The 17,551-nt window shown below is 68.3% G+C and carries 16 protein-coding genes; 2 read left to right on the forward strand and 14 right to left on the reverse strand.

Annotated features, from left to right (window positions below; genetic code table 11):
• Positions 1–46: 46 nt before the first annotated feature.
• From LA521A_RS15885 to LA521A_RS15920, 8 genes are all read right to left on the reverse strand, one after another.
• A complete protein-coding gene (locus LA521A_RS15885) occupies positions 47–532 on the reverse strand; it encodes a DUF4381 domain-containing protein (RefSeq protein WP_281779822.1) in 486 nt (161 codons plus the stop codon).
• Entirely contained in the window at positions 532–1,476 is a 945-nt protein-coding gene (locus LA521A_RS15890) for a DUF58 domain-containing protein (RefSeq protein ID WP_281779823.1), read from the reverse strand. The genes LA521A_RS15885 and LA521A_RS15890 overlap by 1 nt, the downstream gene beginning before the upstream one ends.
• Before the next feature lie 108 nt (positions 1,477–1,584).
• Positions 1,585–2,577 (reverse strand): AAA family ATPase, encoded by a 993-nt coding sequence (locus LA521A_RS15895; protein WP_281779824.1) that lies wholly within the window; start codon positions 2,575–2,577, stop codon positions 1,585–1,587.
• A gap of 744 nt (positions 2,578–3,321) precedes the next feature.
• Entirely contained in the window at positions 3,322–5,259 is a 1,938-nt protein-coding gene (locus tag LA521A_RS15900; RefSeq protein ID WP_281779825.1) for a type IV pilus secretin PilQ, read from the reverse strand.
• Positions 5,260–5,277: 18 nt separating this feature from the next.
• The gene (locus LA521A_RS15905) at positions 5,278–5,829 is read right to left on the reverse strand and encodes a pilus assembly protein PilP (RefSeq protein ID WP_281779826.1); all 552 of its coding nucleotides are present in this window, start codon (positions 5,827–5,829) and stop codon (positions 5,278–5,280) included.
• A 1-nt stretch (position 5,830) separates the two neighbouring features.
• A complete protein-coding gene (locus LA521A_RS15910) occupies positions 5,831–6,505 on the reverse strand; it encodes a type IV pilus inner membrane component PilO (protein WP_281779827.1) in 675 nt (224 codons plus the stop codon).
• A complete protein-coding gene (locus LA521A_RS15915; RefSeq protein ID WP_281779828.1) occupies positions 6,502–7,287 on the reverse strand; it encodes a PilN domain-containing protein in 786 nt (261 codons plus the stop codon). The genes LA521A_RS15910 and LA521A_RS15915 overlap by 4 nt, the downstream gene beginning before the upstream one ends.
• Positions 7,287–8,345 carry a pilus assembly protein PilM gene (locus tag LA521A_RS15920; RefSeq protein ID WP_281779829.1) on the reverse strand — a complete coding sequence of 353 codons (1,059 nt, stop codon included), beginning with the start codon at positions 8,343–8,345 and terminating at the stop codon, positions 7,287–7,289. The genes LA521A_RS15915 and LA521A_RS15920 overlap by 1 nt, the downstream gene beginning before the upstream one ends.
• Positions 8,346–8,626: 281 nt before the next feature.
• On the opposite strand from LA521A_RS15920, the gene LA521A_RS15925 reads away from it, so the two are divergent.
• Positions 8,627–11,119 (forward strand): penicillin-binding protein 1A, encoded by a 2,493-nt coding sequence (locus LA521A_RS15925; RefSeq protein WP_281779830.1) that lies wholly within the window; start codon positions 8,627–8,629, stop codon positions 11,117–11,119.
• A 214-nt stretch (positions 11,120–11,333) separates the two neighbouring features.
• Entirely contained in the window at positions 11,334–11,987 is a 654-nt protein-coding gene (locus tag LA521A_RS15930) for a hypothetical protein (protein ID WP_281779831.1), read from the forward strand.
• Between the two features lie 6 nt (positions 11,988–11,993).
• On the opposite strand, the gene LA521A_RS15935 is transcribed toward LA521A_RS15930, so the two are convergent.
• The 6 genes from LA521A_RS15935 to LA521A_RS15960 form a co-directional block, all read right to left on the reverse strand.
• Entirely contained in the window at positions 11,994–12,608 is a 615-nt protein-coding gene (locus LA521A_RS15935) for a hypothetical protein (protein WP_281779832.1), read from the reverse strand.
• A gap of 6 nt (positions 12,609–12,614) precedes the next feature.
• Complete coding sequence (locus LA521A_RS15940; RefSeq protein ID WP_281779833.1) at positions 12,615–13,919, reverse strand: citrate synthase; 1,305 nt, start codon at positions 13,917–13,919, stop codon at positions 12,615–12,617.
• Positions 13,920–14,489: 570 nt separating this feature from the next.
• A complete protein-coding gene (locus tag LA521A_RS15945) occupies positions 14,490–14,738 on the reverse strand; it encodes a type B 50S ribosomal protein L31 (protein ID WP_281782124.1) in 249 nt (82 codons plus the stop codon).
• Positions 14,739–14,820: 82 nt separating this feature from the next.
• Positions 14,821–15,753: a nucleoside hydrolase gene (locus LA521A_RS15950; protein ID WP_281779834.1), complete on the reverse strand. Its 933-nt coding sequence runs from the start codon at positions 15,751–15,753 to the stop codon at positions 14,821–14,823.
• Positions 15,754–15,789: 36 nt separating this feature from the next.
• On the reverse strand, positions 15,790–16,527 hold the full coding sequence (locus LA521A_RS15955) for a copper homeostasis protein CutC (RefSeq protein ID WP_281779835.1): 738 nt from the start codon (positions 16,525–16,527) through the stop codon (positions 15,790–15,792).
• Positions 16,524–17,531 carry a glycosylasparaginase gene (locus tag LA521A_RS15960; RefSeq protein WP_281779836.1) on the reverse strand — a complete coding sequence of 336 codons (1,008 nt, stop codon included), beginning with the start codon at positions 17,529–17,531 and terminating at the stop codon, positions 16,524–16,526. The genes LA521A_RS15955 and LA521A_RS15960 overlap by 4 nt, the downstream gene beginning before the upstream one ends.
• Between the last annotated feature and the right edge of the window lie 20 nt (positions 17,532–17,551).

The raw sequence follows: 17,551 nt of genomic DNA on the forward strand, positions 1-17,551 counted from the left end.
GCGAAATGCTCGTGCAGCGACAGGAACGTAGCGAGCAGCGCGTCGATCACCGGCCGGCGCCCATCCAGCGCAGGAAACGCTCGCGTGCCAGCGCGCGAAGTGCGGCGACATCGGCGGGATCGACCTCGCGGCGGAAGCCGCCGTCCAGCAGCAACCGGCCGGGACCTTCGGAGAAGTCTGTGCGTGTGGGCGCCTTGCGCTTGTTCGTCGCCGTGGCGGCGTCGAGATGGCGCAGCCACTGCTCGCCCTGCAACGTGTCGGCGTTCGCATCGTGCCGGCGCGCCGCGCGACGCAGCAGTTCGGACATCGCCGCGACCTGCTGCGGCGGCGTCGATGCGGCATCGACTTCGCGATCGAACAACGCGACGACCGCGGCGCGTCGACGACGCACCCGCGCACGCCACCAGGCGACCAGCACGATGGCCGCGACGAGGACGCCGGCGAGGATCCACCAGCCCGGCGCGGGCGGCCACCACGACGGGGCCGTCGTGGCATGGATGTCGCGCAACACGAGCGAAGCAGGCGCCGCCATCACGCCACCAGCGGCCGGTTGCGGCCGAGCAGCGGCAGCCACGACGCGCTCTCCGCGTCCGTGGACAACGCCTGCACGCGCACGCCGCGTGCAGGCAGCTGCGCCAGCGCGGCGTCGAGCGGACGCCCGAATTCATTGCGCCACGCCTGCCGCTGCGCGGCGACCGAGAGGTCGACGTCGATGCGGTGCACGTCGCGCTCGCCGCCGTTCCCGAGGAAGGGCAGCGACGCCTTCGGCGGTGCGATCTCCAGCGGATCGGTCAGCAGCAGCACGATGACTTCGTGATGGTGCGACAGCGCGGGCCATCGCTGCGCCGGCAAGGCGGCGACGCTCGCCGGATCGGCGAGCACGACCAGGCGTGAGCCCGGACGCAGCAGGCGCTGCGCGTGGTCGAGCGCGACGCCAAGGCCGGCATCGTCTTCCGGCGGCTGCGCGTACCAGCGCGTGAGCGCATCTAGCACGCGCAGCGCGCCGCGCGGGCCGGACGCGGGCGCGATCGGGGCTTCGCGCTGGCTGCCGCGCAACGCGGCGATGCGATCGCCATCGCGCACGGCCGACCACGCGGCGACCGCCCCGGCGCGCGCCGCCTGCACCGACTTGAAACGCACGCGCGTACCGAAATACAGCGACGGCGAGGTGTCGGCCACGATCAGGCTCAGGCGTTCGCGCTCGGCCTGGAACAGCTTGGTGTGCGCGCGACCGGTGCGCGCGGTGAGTCGCCAGTCGATGTGGCGCGCGTCGTCGCCGGCCACGTATTCGCGCGATTCGGCGTACTCCATGCCGCGGCCACGCAACGGCGACAGCGCATGCCCGCTCACCCCGAAGCGCCCGCGCTGTGCGGGGCGTCGACCGGCGACGGCCTGTCGCAACGCGACCAGTTCCGGCAGCGTCGGCACGACGCCGTTGCCGGTGGTTTCATCGCGAGGGGGCGTGGGCGTGGGCACGGTCGGTTTCGGAACGAGGAGTGCGGATCAGGCGTCGGCGTGGGGAGCTTGGTGGATCAGGGCGTGTCGTGGTCGCGAAGGATGCGCCGCGCGTCGACGACGAAGCGCTTACGGCAGCGGCACGCGTTGCAGCAGTTCGGCGACGAGGCGCTCGCCGTCCCAGCCTTCGGCCGTGGCCTCGTAGCTGGGCAGGATGCGATGGCGCAGGACGTCCGGGGCGACCGCACGCACGTCGTCGGGCGTCACGAAATCGCGCCCGGCGAGCCACGCATGCGCACGCGCGCAACGCTCCAGCGCGATGGAACCGCGCGGGCTCGCACCCCACGCGATGCGGCGCGCGAGCGTTGCGTCGTAACGCGCGGCGTCGCGCGAGGCGAGCACCAGTTCGATCAGGTAACGCTCCACCGCCGGCGCGAGGTGCAGGTCGAGCACGGCGTTGCGCGCGGCGAAAACATCGTCCAGCGGCATCCGTTCGATGGCAGCGGCCACGCTCTGCGTCGCGTGGCGCGCGCGGTCGCGCGCGAGGCGGAGGATTTCGGTTTCCGCCGCCGCCTGCGGATAGCCGATGCGCACGTACATCAGGAAGCGGTCGAGCTGCGCTTCGGGCAGCGGGAACGTGCCTTCCTGCTCGATCGGGTTCTGCGTCGCCATCACCAGGAACAGCGCCGGCAGCGCGTAGGTCGCGCGGCCGACGGTGACCTGGCGCTCGCCCATCGCTTCCAGCAGCGCGGACTGCACTTTGGCGGGAGCGCGGTTGATCTCGTCGGCGAGCAGGATGGGATGGAAGATCGGCCCGGGCTGGAATTCGAAACGGCCCTCCTGCGGGCGCCAGACCTCGGTACCGGTGAGATCGGCCGGGAGCAGGTCGGGGGTGAACTGGACGCGGGCGAAATCGGCCTCCAGCCGCGCGGCCAGGGCGCGGATCGCGCTGGTCTTCGCCAGGCCCGGCGCGCCTTCGACCAGCAGGTGGCCGTCGGCCAGCAGCGCGATGAGCAGACGGTCGATCAACGCCGCCTGGCCGACGATCTCGGCCGATAGGGCCTCGCGCAGCGCGCGGAAGGCGTCGTGCAGGCGGGGAAGATCGTCGCTGCGGCGGTCCATGGCGGTCTCGTTCGGGAATCCGGGCCAGTTTGACCGAAGACGGACGGCGCAGTTCACGCATCGCGTCATTCATTCAGCAATGCAAAGCGAAAGGGCCCCGGTGGGGCCCTTTGGGTCTTGTTCTGCGTTCGTGCGGCGAGTGTGGGCCGAGCTGCCGGGCCCGATCGTCGGCGCGGCGCTGCCTTCTGTGTGGCGATGCGTTACGGGCTTCGGATCGCCCGGCCCGACCATCCTGGCCGGTCGTTCGCGCCCGCGCGCGCCATGGCGCGCATCCCAATTCGCTAGTTTCCTACGCTGCCATCCATGGCGATGCGCTTCGGGCTTCGGATCGCCCTGCCCGACCATCCATGGCCGGTCGTTCGGCAGGCCACGCGGCAGTGCCGCGTAGCACCGGATTCTGGATCGCTATCGCCGCCGTCCATGGCGATGCGTTACGGGCTTCGGATCGCCCGGCCCGGCCATCCTGGCCGGGCGTTCGCGCCCGCGCGCGCCATGGCGCGTATCCCGATTCTTTAATTTCCTAAGCTGCCATCCATGGCGATGCGTTACGGGCTTCGGATCGCCCGGCCCGACCATCCATGGCCGGTCGTTCGGCAGGCCACGCGGCAGTGCCGCGTGGCACCGGATTCTGCATCGTGACCGCCGCCATCCATGGCGATGCGTTACGGACTTCGGATCGCCCGGCCCGGCCATCCTGGCCGGTCGTTCGCGCCCGCGCGCGCCATGGCGCGCAAGCGCGGGCGCTCACCCGCGCTGGTCTACCTTCATTACCTTCGGGGTGACCATGATCAGCAGCTCGGCCTTGTCCTTGCTGCGACCCTTCTTCTTGAAGAGGTTGCCCAGGAACGGGATGTCGCCCAGGAACGGCACCTTCGAGATGTCGCTGCGGTCGCGGAACTCGTACACGCCGCCGATGACGACGGTCTGGCCGTCCTCGACCAGCACCGCGGTGTTGACCTCGCGCTTGGCGATGGTCGGCACCTGGCCGATCGACGTGTCGACGTACCCTTCGACTTCGTCCTTCTTGACGTTCATGTTGAGGAACACGCGGCCGTCGTGGGTGATGGTCGGGGTGACCTTCAGTTCCAGCAGCACGTCCTTGAACTGCACGTTCGGGATCGGGATGGTCGTGCCGCCCTGCGTCGGCGAGATCGTCACGTAGCCCACTTCCTGGCCCTGGCGGATCACCGCCTCACGCTGGTTGCTGGTCACCAGGCGCGGGTTGGAGATCACTTCGCCGCGGCCCTCTTCCTGCATGGCCGACAGTTCGATGTCGAGCGCGTAGCCGGCGTTGAGGATCTGCAGCGCCACCGAGCCGGCGGGGTTCAGCACGCCCAGGTTGCTCATCGGGCCCTTGAACAGCGTCGGCAGCTCCCCCGACTGGCTGGCCTCGGCGAACGAGCCGCGCGTTGCGTCGTTGTTCTCGATGGTGTCGTTGAAGAAGTACTTGCCGTCCTTCGTGCCGGCGATGCCGAAGCGCGCACCCAGCTCGCGGGCGAAGGTGTCCTGTGCGATGACGACGCGGCCTTCGATCAGCACCTGGTCGACCGGGCGGTCGATCACGTGGATCAGCTGCTTCATCTCCGCGACCTTCTTCGGGATGTCGCTGATCATGAGCGTGTTGGTGCGCTCGTCGGCGACCAGGCGGCCGCGTGGCGACAGGAAGCCGCTGTCGGTGTTGCCCTGGCCCTGCCCGCCACCGCCGGCATTACCGCCGATGCCCTTGGCCTCGGTCAGCGCTTTGAAGATCTGCGCGGCGTTGTGGTAGTTGATCTGCACGTACTCGGTGGTCAGGTCGACGCGGTTGTCCAGCGCGATGCGCGCGTCTTCCTTGTCCTGCTCGTACTTGGCGATCTCGGCCTGCGGGGCGACCCACACGACGTTGCCGCTGCGGCGCTTGTCCAGGCCCTTGGCCTGCAACACGATGTCCAGCGCCTGGTCCCACGGCACGTTGGTCAGGCGCAGCGTGACGTTGCCCGACACCGTGTCGGCGGCGACCACGTTCAGGCCCGACTCCTCGGCGATCAGCTGCAGCACGGTGCGCACCGGCACGTCCTGGAAGTTGAACGTGACCGGGCGGCCGCTGTAGCTGCGCGCGCCGGTGGCCGGCGCCTTGCCCGTCGTCGCCTGGCCGACCGCGCGGCCGGTGGCAGCGCCGGTGCGCGGCACGATTTCGACGATGTACTCGCGGCCGGTCTGATAGGCCATCGAGTCGAAGTTGCCGCTCATGTCGAGCACGAGCTGCGTGCCGGCACCGCTGGTGCGTGCGTCGATGCGCTGCACCGGCGTGGCGAAGTCCACCACGTTGAGCGGCTTGCGCAGCGCGTCGGGCAGCTTGGCGTTGCCGACGTTGACCACCACGCTCTGGCCCTGGTTTCGCAGGTCCGGCGCGGCGCCATCGCCACTGAACTTCACGACCAGGCGACCGGAGCCGTCGCTGCCGCGCTTGAAGTCGATGTTGGACACCTCGACGGTACCCGGCAGCTGCTTGGCCGGATCCAGGCTGGCCGGCGGCGCGACGGTCGTCGGTGCGACCGGCGCCGGCGTGGCGGCGTGGACGGCGCTGACGGCGGCGATCGCGCCGATCAGCAGGCCGATGGACCCGCTGCGCAGCAGGGGGCGACGATCAGCGAGCGCGCTGAAGCTACCCGGTACAAATCGGGCCGGTTTAGAAACGGTCATCGTGCATTCCCCCAAGAATCATTGATCTTCAAGCGCGACCGTGGCCGGACGCTCCAACCATCCACCCGCGCCATCCGGCACCAGTTCCACCAGCTCGATGCGGTCTTCGAACACGCCGGTCACGCGACCGTCGCTTTGCCCCATGTAGTTCCCCGGCGTCACGCGGTAGGTCACCTTGTCCGGTGCCATCACCAGCGCGACCACGCCGTTCCCCTTGCCGAGCGTGCCGACCATGTCGAGGCTGTCGAGCGGAAACTGTTCCAGCGTCTGCTTGCGACGGCCCGCATCAGGACGCGGACCGTTGCCGCCGCCCTCGTCGGTGAAGGCCGTGCTGAACGGATCGCGCAGTGCGTATGCGTTGTATTCGAACGTCTCGAACTGCTGCATCACCGGCAGCGGATCCAGCGGCGGCGCCGGACGCGCCTTCACTTCGGCGATCCATTTTTCGAGGTTGGGCGCATCGCCCGGTGTGCTCGTGACGCCGCGCGAACACGCGGCCAGTCCGAGTACCAGCGCGATCGCCGTCAGGGCACGCAGCGGTGCGGCGCCTTCAATCAGGTGTGCGCGCATCTCAGGTCCCCTCCTTCTTGCCGCCTGCGGCTTCCGCAGCGGCGGCTTCCTGCTTCTGGACTTCCTCTTCGTCCAGGTAGCGGTAGGTCTTCACCGTGCCGGCCAGTTCCAGCGGGCTGTTGGGCGTGATCACGCCTTCCTTGCCGCGCGGCTTCAGCGAGATGTCGTGCATGGTCATGATGACCACGCGCGGCAGCGAGGCGACGCCGCTGACGAATCCGCCGAACTGGTGGTAACTGCCCACCATGCGCAGCGAGATCGGCTTCTCGGCGTAGAACTCCTTGGGTTCTTCCGGACCGGGCTGGAAGAGCTCGTTGGTGATGCCGGTGGCCAGTGCGGTCTGCGAGATGTCGACGATCAGGTCGGGCATTTCGGTCTTGCTGGGCAGCTGACGCAGCATCTGCTGGAGCTGCTGTTCCATCTGCGCGAGCTGCTGCTTGAGCGGCTCCAGGTTCGCGGCCTTGCCCTGTTCGGTCTCGAACTCGGCGCGCAGCGTGGTTTCCTTGGCTTCCAGGCTTTCCAGCTCGCTGCGCTTGTCGCTGACGAACAGGTACCAGGCCAGGCCGACGATCACCACGACGATCACGCCGCAAAGACCGATCTTGGCCTGCTGCGGCCAGCCGCCGATGTTGTTGAAGTCCAGCTCGTTGAGCTTGATGGGTTTCTTCTTGCTCATGACGCCGCTCCCTGGGCCGGCGTGGCGTTCGGCGCCGAGGGCGCAGTGGCAGGCGTTGCGGTCGGAGCGGCCGGCGCGGCGGCAGGCTGCGCGGCGGCACCCGCCGGCGCGGCCGGCGTGGTCGTTGCCGGCGCGGCAGTTGCCGGCGCGGCGCCCGCGGTGGCGGCGGCGTCACCCGACTGGGCAATCTGCGCGGCCGGCGCGTCCGGCACGCCATCGCCGTCCTCGTCCTTCGGCGCGTTCGGGTTGGCGAGCTTGACCTGCAGCTTGAACTCGTACGGCAGGCCCTTGTCGCCGCCCTTCGCCTCGATGATCGACAGGTCCGGATTGGTCATCCAGCCCGAGCCTTCGAGGTTGCGCATGTAGGTACTGACGCGGGCGTTGGACTGCGCGCGGCCTTCCAGCGTGAGCGTTTCGCTGTCCTGCTTGATCGAGGTCAGCACCGCGCCGTCCGGGATCGTGCGCACCAGCGAATCGAACAGGTGCACCATCTGCGAGCGGTTGGCCTGCAGCTTCTCGATCACTTCCTTGCGGGCGAGCAGCTTGGCCTTCTTTTCTTCGAGGACCTTGATTTCCTCGTTCTTCTTCTTGACCTCGTCGATCTGGCCCTGCACGAACGTGTTGCGCTCGTTCTGGCCGTCGATCTGGCCGTTGTAGTAGCTGACGATGACGAACGACAGCAGCAGCGCGCCGATGGCGGCCGCACCGAGCATCAGGCCGGTTTCCTTCTGCCGCTGCTTGCGGCGCTCTTCGCGCCACGGGAGGAGGTTGATGCGTGCCATCAGTCGAAACTCCTCAGGGCCAGGCCGCAGGCGATCATCAGGGCCGGGGCGTCCTGGGCCAGCGCATGCGCCTGCACGCGCGGCCCGAGCGTCATGTGGGCGAGCGGGTTGGCGATGGTGGTCGGCACGCCGAGCTGTTCCTCGACCATCTCGGCAATGCCGGCGATGGACGCGCAGCCACCGGCGAGCACGATCTGGTCGACGCGGTTGAACTCGCTGCCCGCGTAGAAGAACTGCAGCAGGCGGCTGATCTGCTGGACCATCGCCTCCTTGAAAGGTTCGAGCACTTCGGCTTCGTAGCTCTCCGGCAGCCCGCCCTGGCGCTTGGCCAGGCCGGCTTCCTCGTAGCTCAGGCCGTAGCGGCGCATCACCTCGTCGGTGAGCTGCTTGCCGCCGAAGACCTGCTCGCGTGCATACAGGCTGCGGCCGTTGCGCAGCACGTTGAGCGTGGTCATCGTCGCGCCCGAATCGACCAGCGCGATCAGGCCGTCGCGCGGACCGCCCAGCTGGTCGGCGACCAGCGCGAAGGCGTTCTCCAGCGCGAAGGCTTCAACGTCCATCACCTTCGGGGTGAGGCCGCCGATCTCCAGCGCCGAGGCGCGCACTTCGACGTTTTCCGAACGCGACGCGGCGAGCAGCACCTGCAGCATGTCCGGGCTGCCGGGCATCGGGCCCAGCACTTCGAAATCGTGGTTGACCTCTTCGATCGGGTACGGGACGTAGTTGACCGCCTCCAGTTCGACCTGCGACTCGAGCTCGTCCTCGTCCAGGTCGCCCGGCATCGGGATGACCTTGGTGATGACCGACGAACCGGCGACCGCGGCCGCGGCGTGCTTGGCGCGAGTGCCCGAGCGCGCGACGGCGCGACGGATCGCTTCGCCCACGGCCTCGACCTCGACGATGCTCTTCTCGACGACGGCGTTCGGCGGCAGCGGTTCGACTGCGTAATGCTCGACGCGATAGCGATTGCCGGCCCGCGAGAGCTGCAAAAGCTTTACGGCAGTCGAACTGATGTCCACGCCGACGACCGCCGGCTGGCTTTTTGTGACGATCCCCACGATATTTTCCCCTTGTCACAGGCGCTTACGTGCGCCTTGTGTGACCCCGCTTTAAATAACCAAGTTTGCACAGGCTGGCAACCTTTTCCTTCCGAATTGCCTTACTGCGTCACTTTCCAACCTCTCGTGGCGCTCTCCGGCCGGGTCGACCCACCCCTGGGTCGCCGCGCCCGCCCGGCCTTGCGGGCCGTGCGTTTCGCCGGTGTGCCTGCGCTCAAAAAACCCCCTTCCCCGCTCCTCTATACTCCACGCCCACTACACCCGCAATCGGAATCTGCTTGATGCCCCGTCTACGCCGCCTGCTGCGCTGGGCGCTGTTCGCGCTCGCCGGCCTGGCCCTGCTCGGCGCCATTGCGCTGGGCACCTTGTACTACCTCGTGGCCCCCAAGCTGCCGGACGTCGAAACCCTGCGCGCGGTCGAAATGCAGGAGCCGATGTACGTCTACGCCAGGGACGGACGCCTGATGGCGCTGTTCGGCGAGACGCGTCGCTACCCGGTGTCCATCCAGGACGTGCCGGAGCGGCAGAAGCAGGCCTTCCTCGCCATCGAGGACGCCCGCTTCTACAAGCACCACGGCGTCGACTTCAAGGGCGTCGCGCGCGCGGTGTGGCTCATCGCCACCACCGATGCAAAGCGCGTACCGGGCGGTTCGACGATTACCCAGCAGGTCGCGCGCCAGTTCTTCCTCAGCAACGAATACAGCTACACGCGCAAGCTGGCCGAGATGCTCACGGCCATGCGCATGGAGCGCGAGCTGAGCAAGGACGAGATCTTCGAGCTGTACTTGAACAAGAGCTTCTTCGGCAACCGCGCCTACGGCGTGGCGGCCGCGGCGGAGTTCTATTACGGCAAGAAGCTCAACGAACTCTCGCTCGATGAAATGGCCTCGCTGGCCGGCATCCCGAAGTTCCCGTCCAGCGGCAATCCGCTGACCAATCCCGAGCGCGCGAAGGTGCGTCGCGACTACATCCTCGATCGCATGGCGGAGCTGAAGTTCGTGAGCCCGGCCGAAGCCGCGCAGGCGAAGGCCGTGCCGATGCACGCCACGCCGCACGAGCGCCCGGTCGAGGTGTACGCGCCGTACGTCGCCGAGATGGTCCGCCAGGAAATGGTCGCGCGCTTCGGCAACGAGGCACTGACCAAGGGCTACCACGTCACCACCACCATCGACCCGGTGCTGCAGGCCTCGGCGGACAAGGCCGTGCGCGATGGCCTGGCCGTGTACGACCGTCGCCACGGCTGGCATGGCGTGGAGCAGCATTTCGACCTCGCGCCGAACGAGGACATCGCCGCGGTGCGCGCGCGCCTTCGCAACATCGCACCGCAGGCCGCGCTGCAGCCGGCCATCGTCACCGGCGTGAGCGGGAGCCAGGTGCAGCTGGTGCTCGGCGACGGCACGCAGGTCGAACTCGGCAGCGGCCAGGGCTGGGGCGATCGCGCGCCGGCAAGCCTGGTCAAGCGCGGCGACCTCGTCCGCGTCAGCCGCATCGAATCGACCGCCGAAGTGAAGCCGGGCGATGTCCCGCCGCCGGCGCGTTATCGCCTGGACCAGGTGCCGCAGGCGCAGGCCGCGCTGGTCTCGCTGGAACCGGCCAACGGCGCGCTGCGCGCGCTCTCGGGCGGCTACAGCTTCGCCGGTGCCAAGTTCAACCGCGCCACGCAGGCGCGTCGCCAGCCGGGTTCGAGCTTCAAGCCGTTCGTGTATGCGGCCTCGTTCGAACGCGGCTTCAATCCGGCATCGGTCGTGCTCGACGCGCCGGTGGTGTTCAAGGATCGCCGCGGCCACATCTGGCGCCCGCAGAACGACAGCGGCAACTTCGCCGGCCCGATGCGCCTGCGCGAAGCGATGGTGCAATCGCGCAACCTGGTGTCGGTGCGCCTGCTGGACGCCATCGGCGTGGATTACGCGCGCAAGTACATCAGCCACTTCGGCTTCGAGGAGGCGGAACTGCCGCCGAACCTGTCGATGTCGCTGGGCACCGCGTCGCTGACGCCGCTGTCGGTGGCGCGCGGTTTCGCCGTGTTCGCCAACGGCGGCTTCCGCATCACGCCGTGGTTCATCGACGAAGTGAAGGATCGCGAAGGCGCGGTGGTGTTCAAGGAAAAGCCGGCCGTGGCCTGCCCCGAATGCGGCGTGCCCGGCACGGTAGGCCGTGCCGTGCAGAACACCACCGTCGTCGACGGCTTCAACCTCGGCCCGGCCGGGTCGGCCGCGCCCGCCGCGACGCCCGACGCGCCGAAGGACGAACCGAAGAAGCCGGCCATCGACACCAGCAACATGGTGCTCGCGCCGCGCGCCATCGATGGCCGCATCGCGTACCAGATCGTCTCGATGCTGCGCGACGTGGTGAAGCGCGGCACGGGCACGCCGGCGAAAGTGCTCGAACGCGACGACGTCGGCGGCAAGACCGGCTCGACGAACGATCACCGCGACGCGTGGTTCTCCGGCGTGGGCGGCCCGTACGTCACCACCGTCTGGGTCGGCCGCGACAACTACAAGTCGCTTGGTTACCGCGAGTACGGCGGCAAGGCCGCGCTGCCGATCTGGATCGACTACATGCGCGTGGCGCTGAAGGACCAGCCGCTCGCCTTGAACGAGCCGCCGGAAGGCATGGTGAAGGTGTCGGTCGCCGGCAACGGCGCACTGATACCGGGCGGCGAAGGCGGCATCATCGAATGGGTCAAGGCCGAAGACCTCGACCGCATGCAGAGCTACGTCGACTACGGCCCGCAGGAAACCGCACCCGCGGAAGAAGCGTTCGACATCTTCTGACCGTTGCCGTCATGACGCGCATGAGAACGCCGGGCTCGTCCCGGCGTTTTTCTTTTGCGGGACGGCCTGCGTTCATGCTCGGACGATCGCGTCCACGGGACCGACACGCCACGGACGGTAACGTGCGAGCGCCAGGAAACATGCTAGCTTCGCCCTGCCGGCGCTGTCGGCCGCGGCGAATTCCGCCGTCGTGGTGCCCGCTGCGGAGGTCCTCATGCCCCACGCTCGACAGCACGCCCATCAGCACGCGCTCACGCGCACACGCGAACGGCGGCACCGCCTTGCGACCGAAGCCGCGCGACTGATGGCCGAGGGCGGCATTCGCGACTACCACCAGGCCAAGCTCAAGGCGGCCGAACGGCTGGGCATCTTCGACGACGCATCGCTGCCTCGGAATCGCGAGATCGAAGACGCGTTGCGCGAATACCAGCGCCTGTTCCAGCGCGAGAACGTGCCTGCGCTGCGTCAGCGGCGCGAAGCCGCGCTGCGCGCGATGGAGTTCTTCGACGAATTCCAGCCGCGCCTCGTCGGCTCCGTGCTCGACGGCACCGCCGACACGCGCAGCCCCGTCGCGCTGCATCTTTTCAGCGACGATCCCGACGCGCCGCCGCGCTTCCTCGAGCAACACGGCATTCCCGCCGAATCGCGCAGCCGTCGCGTGCGGCTGGATCGCGAACGCATCGCCGACGTGCCGGTCTGGGTGTTCACCGCCGAAGACATCGCGTTCGATCTGACCGTGCTTCCGCTCGACGGCCTGCGCCAGGCGCCGTTGTCGAGCGTCGACGAGAAGCCCATGAAGCGCGCGAGCGTGGCGCAACTCCGGCAGCTGCTCACCGAAGAAGAGATCGCCGGTTACACGGGCGGCTGATCGCCGCTATCCCGACGCTTCGGGCTGTCGCGCGCGACGCGACGGCATGCCGGCATCGCGCACGCCGAACACGTTGAGCTCGATCACCACGAACGCGACCAGCCACAGCAGCGCATCCCACGTGTCCAGCCACGCGGCTTGTGGGTTGTCCTCGCCGAAGCCCATCACCGCCCACGTCAGCAGGAAACCCACGAGCGCGAGGTACAGCACGGCGGCGGTCGCGCGTCGCATGCGATGCAAACGCAGGGCGTCAGGCGGAAGGCGCACTTCCAGCTCCAGCAATGCGATCACGCCCAGCCAGGTCACTTCGTTGAAGAAGTCCAGCCACACGCATTCGAGTGCGTAGCCGACCACCGCGACAACGACGGCGATGCTCGCCAGCATGCGGACGCCGTGGAGCACCGGAATCCAGCGCGCGCGAAGCGGCCAGCCGCCGGTTTCCCACTCGAACAGCATCAACAGAACGAGCCACGCCGCGGTGTCGATCAGTTCCGTCAGGCGGCCGTACAGCGAGTAGAGGACGACGTCGCCGGCGAGCAGCGCGTAGATGACCCATTTGAAAACGACGAAGCCGCGGCTGGGCCGCGGCTTCGTGGCTACGTTGGCGCGGACGCCAACCACCGGACCTCAGCGCTTGCCGAGGTCGGTGTAATCGCGCTGCGGCGAACCGATGTAGATCTGGCGCGGGCGGCCGATCTTGTTTTCCGGATCGTTCTGCTGCTCCAGCCAGTGCGAGACCCAGCCGGCGGTGCGCGCGATGGCGAACATCACGGTGAACATCTCCACCGGGATGCCGAGCGCCTTGTAGATGATGCCGGAGTAGAAATCGACGTTCGGGTAGAGCTTGCGCTGCACGAAGTACTCGTCCTTCAGCGCGGCCTCTTCCAGCTTCATCGCCACTTCGAGCAGCGGATCGTTGATGCCGAGCTCGCCGAGCACCTTGTGGGTCATCTCGCGGATGATCTTGGCGCGCGGGTCGAAGTTCTTGTAGACGCGGTGGCCGAAGCCCATCAGGCGGAAGCCCGATTCCTTGTCCTTCGCCTTCGCGACGGCGGAACCGACGTTCTCCGGACGGCCGATCTCTTCCAGCATCTTCAGCACCGCTTCGTTCGCACCGCCGTGCGCCGGGCCCCACAGCGCGGCGACGCCGGCGGCAACGCACGCATACGGGTTAGCGCCGGTGGAACCGACCAGGCGCACGGTCGAGGTCGACGCGTTCTGCTCGTGATCGGCATGCAGGATGAAGAGCAGGTCCAGCGCCTTGGCGGCGACCGGGTTGAGCTCCAGCGGCTCGCTCGGCACTTCCTTCATCATGTGCAGGAAGCGCGTGGTGTACTCGAGGTTGTTCTTCGGATAGCGCATCGGCCAGCCGATCGAATAACGATGGCAGGCGGCGGCGATCGTCGGCACCTTCGCGATCAGGCGGATCGCGGCCAGGCGGCGCTGTTCCGGATCTTCCAGGTCGAGATCGTTGTGGTAGAAGCTCGCCATCGAACCGAGCATGCCGACCAGCATCGCCATCGGATGCGCGTCGTGGCGGAAGCCGTACAGGAAGGTGCGGAAGGCCTCGTGCATCATCGTGTGATGCGTGACCTCGTGTTCGAACGAATCGAACTCGCCCTTGCTCGGCAGTTCGCCGTTCATCAGCAGGTACGCGACTTCGAGGAAGCTCGACTTCTCGGCGAGCTGTTCGATCGGGTAGCCGCGGTACAGCAGCACGCCGGCATCGCCGTCGATGTAGGTCACGGCCGACTTGCAGCTGGCGGTCGCCGTGAAGCCGTTGTCGTAGGTGAAGGCACCGGTTTCCTTGGGCAGCTTGCCGATGTCGATGCACGGCTGGCCGAGGACGGGGTGATGGACCGGCAGGGTCACGGTCTTGTCGCCGGCGGTCAGGGAGACCTGATCGAAACCGGATTTCTTGGAATCGGACACGAAACACTCCTCAAGTCTGCATGCCGCCGGGAGGCGCGGCACGGAGCGGGGACGGGGGTCACGGCACAGATCGGCGCCGCGATCCGTGAATTATCGCACAACGCCCTTGGAGCGCTGACTCGGACTTTGGTGGCAACCCGGTCGGGACGCCGTTCTGGCGGGTTCGCGCCCGTTGCGCGGGAATGGGCGCAGAAAGCGGCCAGATGGCGAAAAAAGACAGGAATGCGTCGCGAGCAGCGAGCGACCTGGCGCGCCCGTGTCGGACCCTCCCGGTGCGCGATTGCTGCGGATCACGTGGCGTAGTCCGTGCTCCTACGCATCAGCGCCCGATAGGCCGGTATGGCCGCTGCCGCACAGGCCGCATGCGGCGCCGCTCGAACCGGGCGCAGCAGGGCAACAGGCGCGAGCGTTTCCCGCGGACACGAAAAAACCGACGGCCGCCTTCCGGCAGCCGTCGGTAAATCTCATCGCAAAGCTACGTCGCAATCCGGGACGCCGCGGGCAACCGCGAGGCCGGCGAGTCGTCGTGCGAAGTCCCGTGGGTCGCGCCGTCGAGGCGCGGACCGCGGATTACTTCTGCGCGCCGTAACGCTTGCGGAACTTGTCGACGCGACCGCTGGTGTCGACGATCTTGTGCTTGCCCGTATAGAACGGATGCGAAGCCGAGCTGATATCGACCTTGATCAGCGGGTACTCGTTACCGTCTTCCCACTTGATCGTCTCCTTGCTGCCAAGGGTCGAACGCGTCAGGAACTGGTAGTCGGTCGTGACGTCCTGGAAAACGACGTCGCGGTAGTCGGGATGGATGCCGGCCTTCATGGCACTCACCAAATCATTCGGGGAAAGCGCGGCAGTATAGCGGCCACCTTCCCCTTTGCGCAAGCCGCCCGACGATGCGACATCAGCCGGCCGCCAGCGCCGCTCGGATCAGCCCCTCGAACCTGCCCTGGTCGTAGCGCATCAGGATCCGGAAGCGGTCCGCCAGCCCCGTCTGGCGGTTCCAGTCGACCACGGTCATGCCGCGCGCGTGGCCCTGGCCCAGTTCGACGACGACCGGGCGCTCGACCAGTTCCGCCGCGCCGTCCGGCTCCAGCGCGTAGGCCATCGCCAGCGCGTCGGCCGAATGCCAGTACTCGCCGCGGCGATCGGCCGACCACTCGCGCGTCTTCTTCGAAATGCGCTCGTAGAAACGCGCACGCGGCGAATCCGCCGCGAGCCACTCGACCACGCGGTCGTGCAGCAGGCCGTGCGCGATGGTGCCTTCCCAGTCGGCGAGGTCGATCCGCGGGAACGCCTCGAACACGATGTGCGCAGCTTCGGGATCGAAGTAGACGTTGAATTCCGCGGCCGGCGTGATGTTGCCGTGGCCGGTTACCGCGCCGCCCATCACGACGATGCGTGCCACGCGCTCGGGCAGCGTCGGGTCGAGCTTGAGCGCGAGCGCGACGTTGGTCAGCGGGCCGAGCGCGACCAGCAGCAGCCGGCCGGCATGCTCGTGCGACAGGCGAAGGATGGCCTGCGCGGCGTGTTCGCGTTCGGCGGTGCGGCGCGCGGCGTCGTAGCCGACATCGCCGAAGCCGTCCTCGCCGTGCACGTAGCCGGCGTCCGGCGCGGGATGCAGCAGCGGGCCTGGGCAACCGGCGAACACCGGCGCGTCGATGCCGGCGATTTCGCACAGCTTGAGCGCGTTGGCGACGGTGTGTTTGAGGCCGACGTTGCCGGCGGCGATGGTGAGACCGACGACCTCGTGCCGCGGATCGTTGAAGGCCATCAGCAGGGCGAGCGCGTCGTCCACGCCCGGGTCGGTGTCGATCAGAAGGGGAATCTTGTCCATTCGCCGATTATCACCGGCCCGCGTGTCGCGCGCCTTTCACGATGCCAGCGCATCGCGCAGGGCCCGCACGATCCCGGCGTCGGTCCGCGACCACGGCGCGTCCAGCCCGGGAAGGCGACGCGTCAGGTGCATCGGGGAGTCGACGGCCTGTTTGGCCGACGCATGCACCTCGCGAACACCCGCCTGCTGGACGAGATCGCGGACATTGCCGGGCGTGACACCCGCACCCGCCATCACGCCGATCCGTCCGGCTGCGCGCTCCACGAACGAAGCGATCGTCCGCGATCCTTCCGGGGCAGCGGCGTGCGCGCCGGAGGTCAGCACGCGTTCGCAGCCCAGCGCGATCGCCGCGTCCAATGCGGCGAACGGATCGCGCGCCACGTCGATGGCGCGATGGAACGTCACGCCCAGCGAGCCGGCCGCAGCGAGCAGATCGCGACACAGCACGGCGTCCACATCGCCGTGCGCATCGAGCGCGCCGACGACCACGCCGTCGCAGCCCAGGCGCACGCACATTTCGATGTCGCGCAGCATCGTGTCGCGTTCCAGCGTGTCGTACAGGAAATCGCCGGCGCGCGGGCGGATCAGCACGTACAGCGGGATACGCAGGCGTTCGCGCGCCATCGCGAGCGTGCCGTACGACGGCGTGCAACCGCCCTCGCCGAGGTTCTCGCACAGCTCGACACGGTCCGCGCCACCTTCCTGCGCTGCCAGCGCCGAGGCGAGCGAATTCGCGGCGATCTCCAACCGCACGCGTTCGGGGCGCGCGCTCACTTCTGTTCGGTCCGGTACACCGACGCCGCGTCGTGCAGGCGATCGTGCGGCCCCGGCGATGCGTCCTGCACCGCGTAGACGAAGCCCTTGTGCAGTGCGAACGCGCCGACGTCGCCGGCCTTGTTCATCGCGAGGAAGCACACCTGCAGCGTCTTGCTGGCCTCCGGGCGCTTGCGCACGACGCGATCGATCGCCTCGCGGCACGCATCCGCCGGCGAGCGCCCCTGGCGCATCAGTTCGACGACGAGGAAGCTGGCTGCATTGCGGATCATTTCCTCGCCCACGCCCGACGCCGTCGCCGCGCCGACTTCGTTATCGACGTACAGGCCGGCCCCGATGATCGGGCTGTCGCCGACGCGGCCGTGCAGTTTCCACGCCATGCCGCTGGTCGTGCACGCGCCGGCGAGGTTTCCCTTCGCGTCGCGCGCGAGGATGCCGAGCGTGTCGTGGTTGGTCTTGTCGCCGGGTCGCGACTGGCGTTCGGCGTTGATCTGCGGCGCGTACTTCGACGTCTTCAGCCATTGGCGCCACGCTTCGCGCGCCGTGTCGGTGAGCAGCGGCGTCTTCTCGAAACCCTGCGCGATGGCGAACTGCTGTGCACCGGCGCCGACCAGCATGACGTGCGGTGTCTTTTCCATCACCGCGCGCGCGACCGAAACCGGATGCGCGATGTCTTCCAGCGCCGCGACCGAGCCGCAACGTCCGTCGCCGTCCATGATGCTGGCGTCGAGGGTCAGCACGCCGTCGCGATCGGGATTGCCGCAGCGGCCGACCGTCGGATTGCACAGGTCCGCCTCTGCCCAGCGCGCGCCGGCTTCCACGGCATCCAGCGCGCTGCCGCCGCGCGCGAGCACCGGCCACGCGGCGGCGTTGGCGCCAACGCCGAAATCCCACGTCGATACGATGCGCGCGCCGCTGGCGACCGGTGCGCCTTCGCCGCGCGGAAGAACGGCGGCACCTGCCGCGAGCAGCGAGGCCTGCAGGAATTGTCGGCGATTGCCCATCAGGAATTCCCGGAAAGTGG

The organism is Lysobacter auxotrophicus, from assembly GCF_027924565.1.
GTDB lineage: Bacteria > Pseudomonadota > Gammaproteobacteria > Xanthomonadales > Xanthomonadaceae > Lysobacter_J > Lysobacter_J auxotrophicus.

Bases quoted from the DNA above. Each gene is read 5' to 3' on its own strand.
- LA521A_RS15930 (WP_281779831.1), top strand. From the start codon at position 11,334: ATGCCCCACGCTCGACAGCACGCCCATCAGCACGCGCTCACGCGCACA.
- LA521A_RS15910 (WP_281779827.1), bottom strand. From the start codon at position 6,505: ATGAGCAAGAAGAAACCCATCAAGCTCAACGAGCTGGACTTCAACAAC.
- LA521A_RS15905 (WP_281779826.1), bottom strand. From the start codon at position 5,829: ATGCGCGCACACCTGATTGAAGGCGCCGCACCGCTGCGTGCCCTGACG.
- LA521A_RS15950 (WP_281779834.1), bottom strand. From the start codon at position 15,753: ATGGACAAGATTCCCCTTCTGATCGACACCGACCCGGGCGTGGACGAC.
- LA521A_RS15945 (WP_281782124.1), bottom strand. From the start codon at position 14,738: ATGAAGGCCGGCATCCATCCCGACTACCGCGACGTCGTTTTCCAGGAC.
- LA521A_RS15915 (WP_281779828.1), bottom strand. From the start codon at position 7,287: ATGGCACGCATCAACCTCCTCCCGTGGCGCGAAGAGCGCCGCAAGCAG.
- LA521A_RS15960 (WP_281779836.1), bottom strand. From the start codon at position 17,531: ATGGGCAATCGCCGACAATTCCTGCAGGCCTCGCTGCTCGCGGCAGGT.
- LA521A_RS15895 (WP_281779824.1), bottom strand. From the start codon at position 2,577: ATGGACCGCCGCAGCGACGATCTTCCCCGCCTGCACGACGCCTTCCGC.
- LA521A_RS15900 (WP_281779825.1), bottom strand. From the start codon at position 5,259: ATGACCGTTTCTAAACCGGCCCGATTTGTACCGGGTAGCTTCAGCGCG.
- LA521A_RS15885 (WP_281779822.1), bottom strand. From the start codon at position 532: ATGGCGGCGCCTGCTTCGCTCGTGTTGCGCGACATCCATGCCACGACG.
- LA521A_RS15925 (WP_281779830.1), top strand. From the start codon at position 8,627: ATGCCCCGTCTACGCCGCCTGCTGCGCTGGGCGCTGTTCGCGCTCGCC.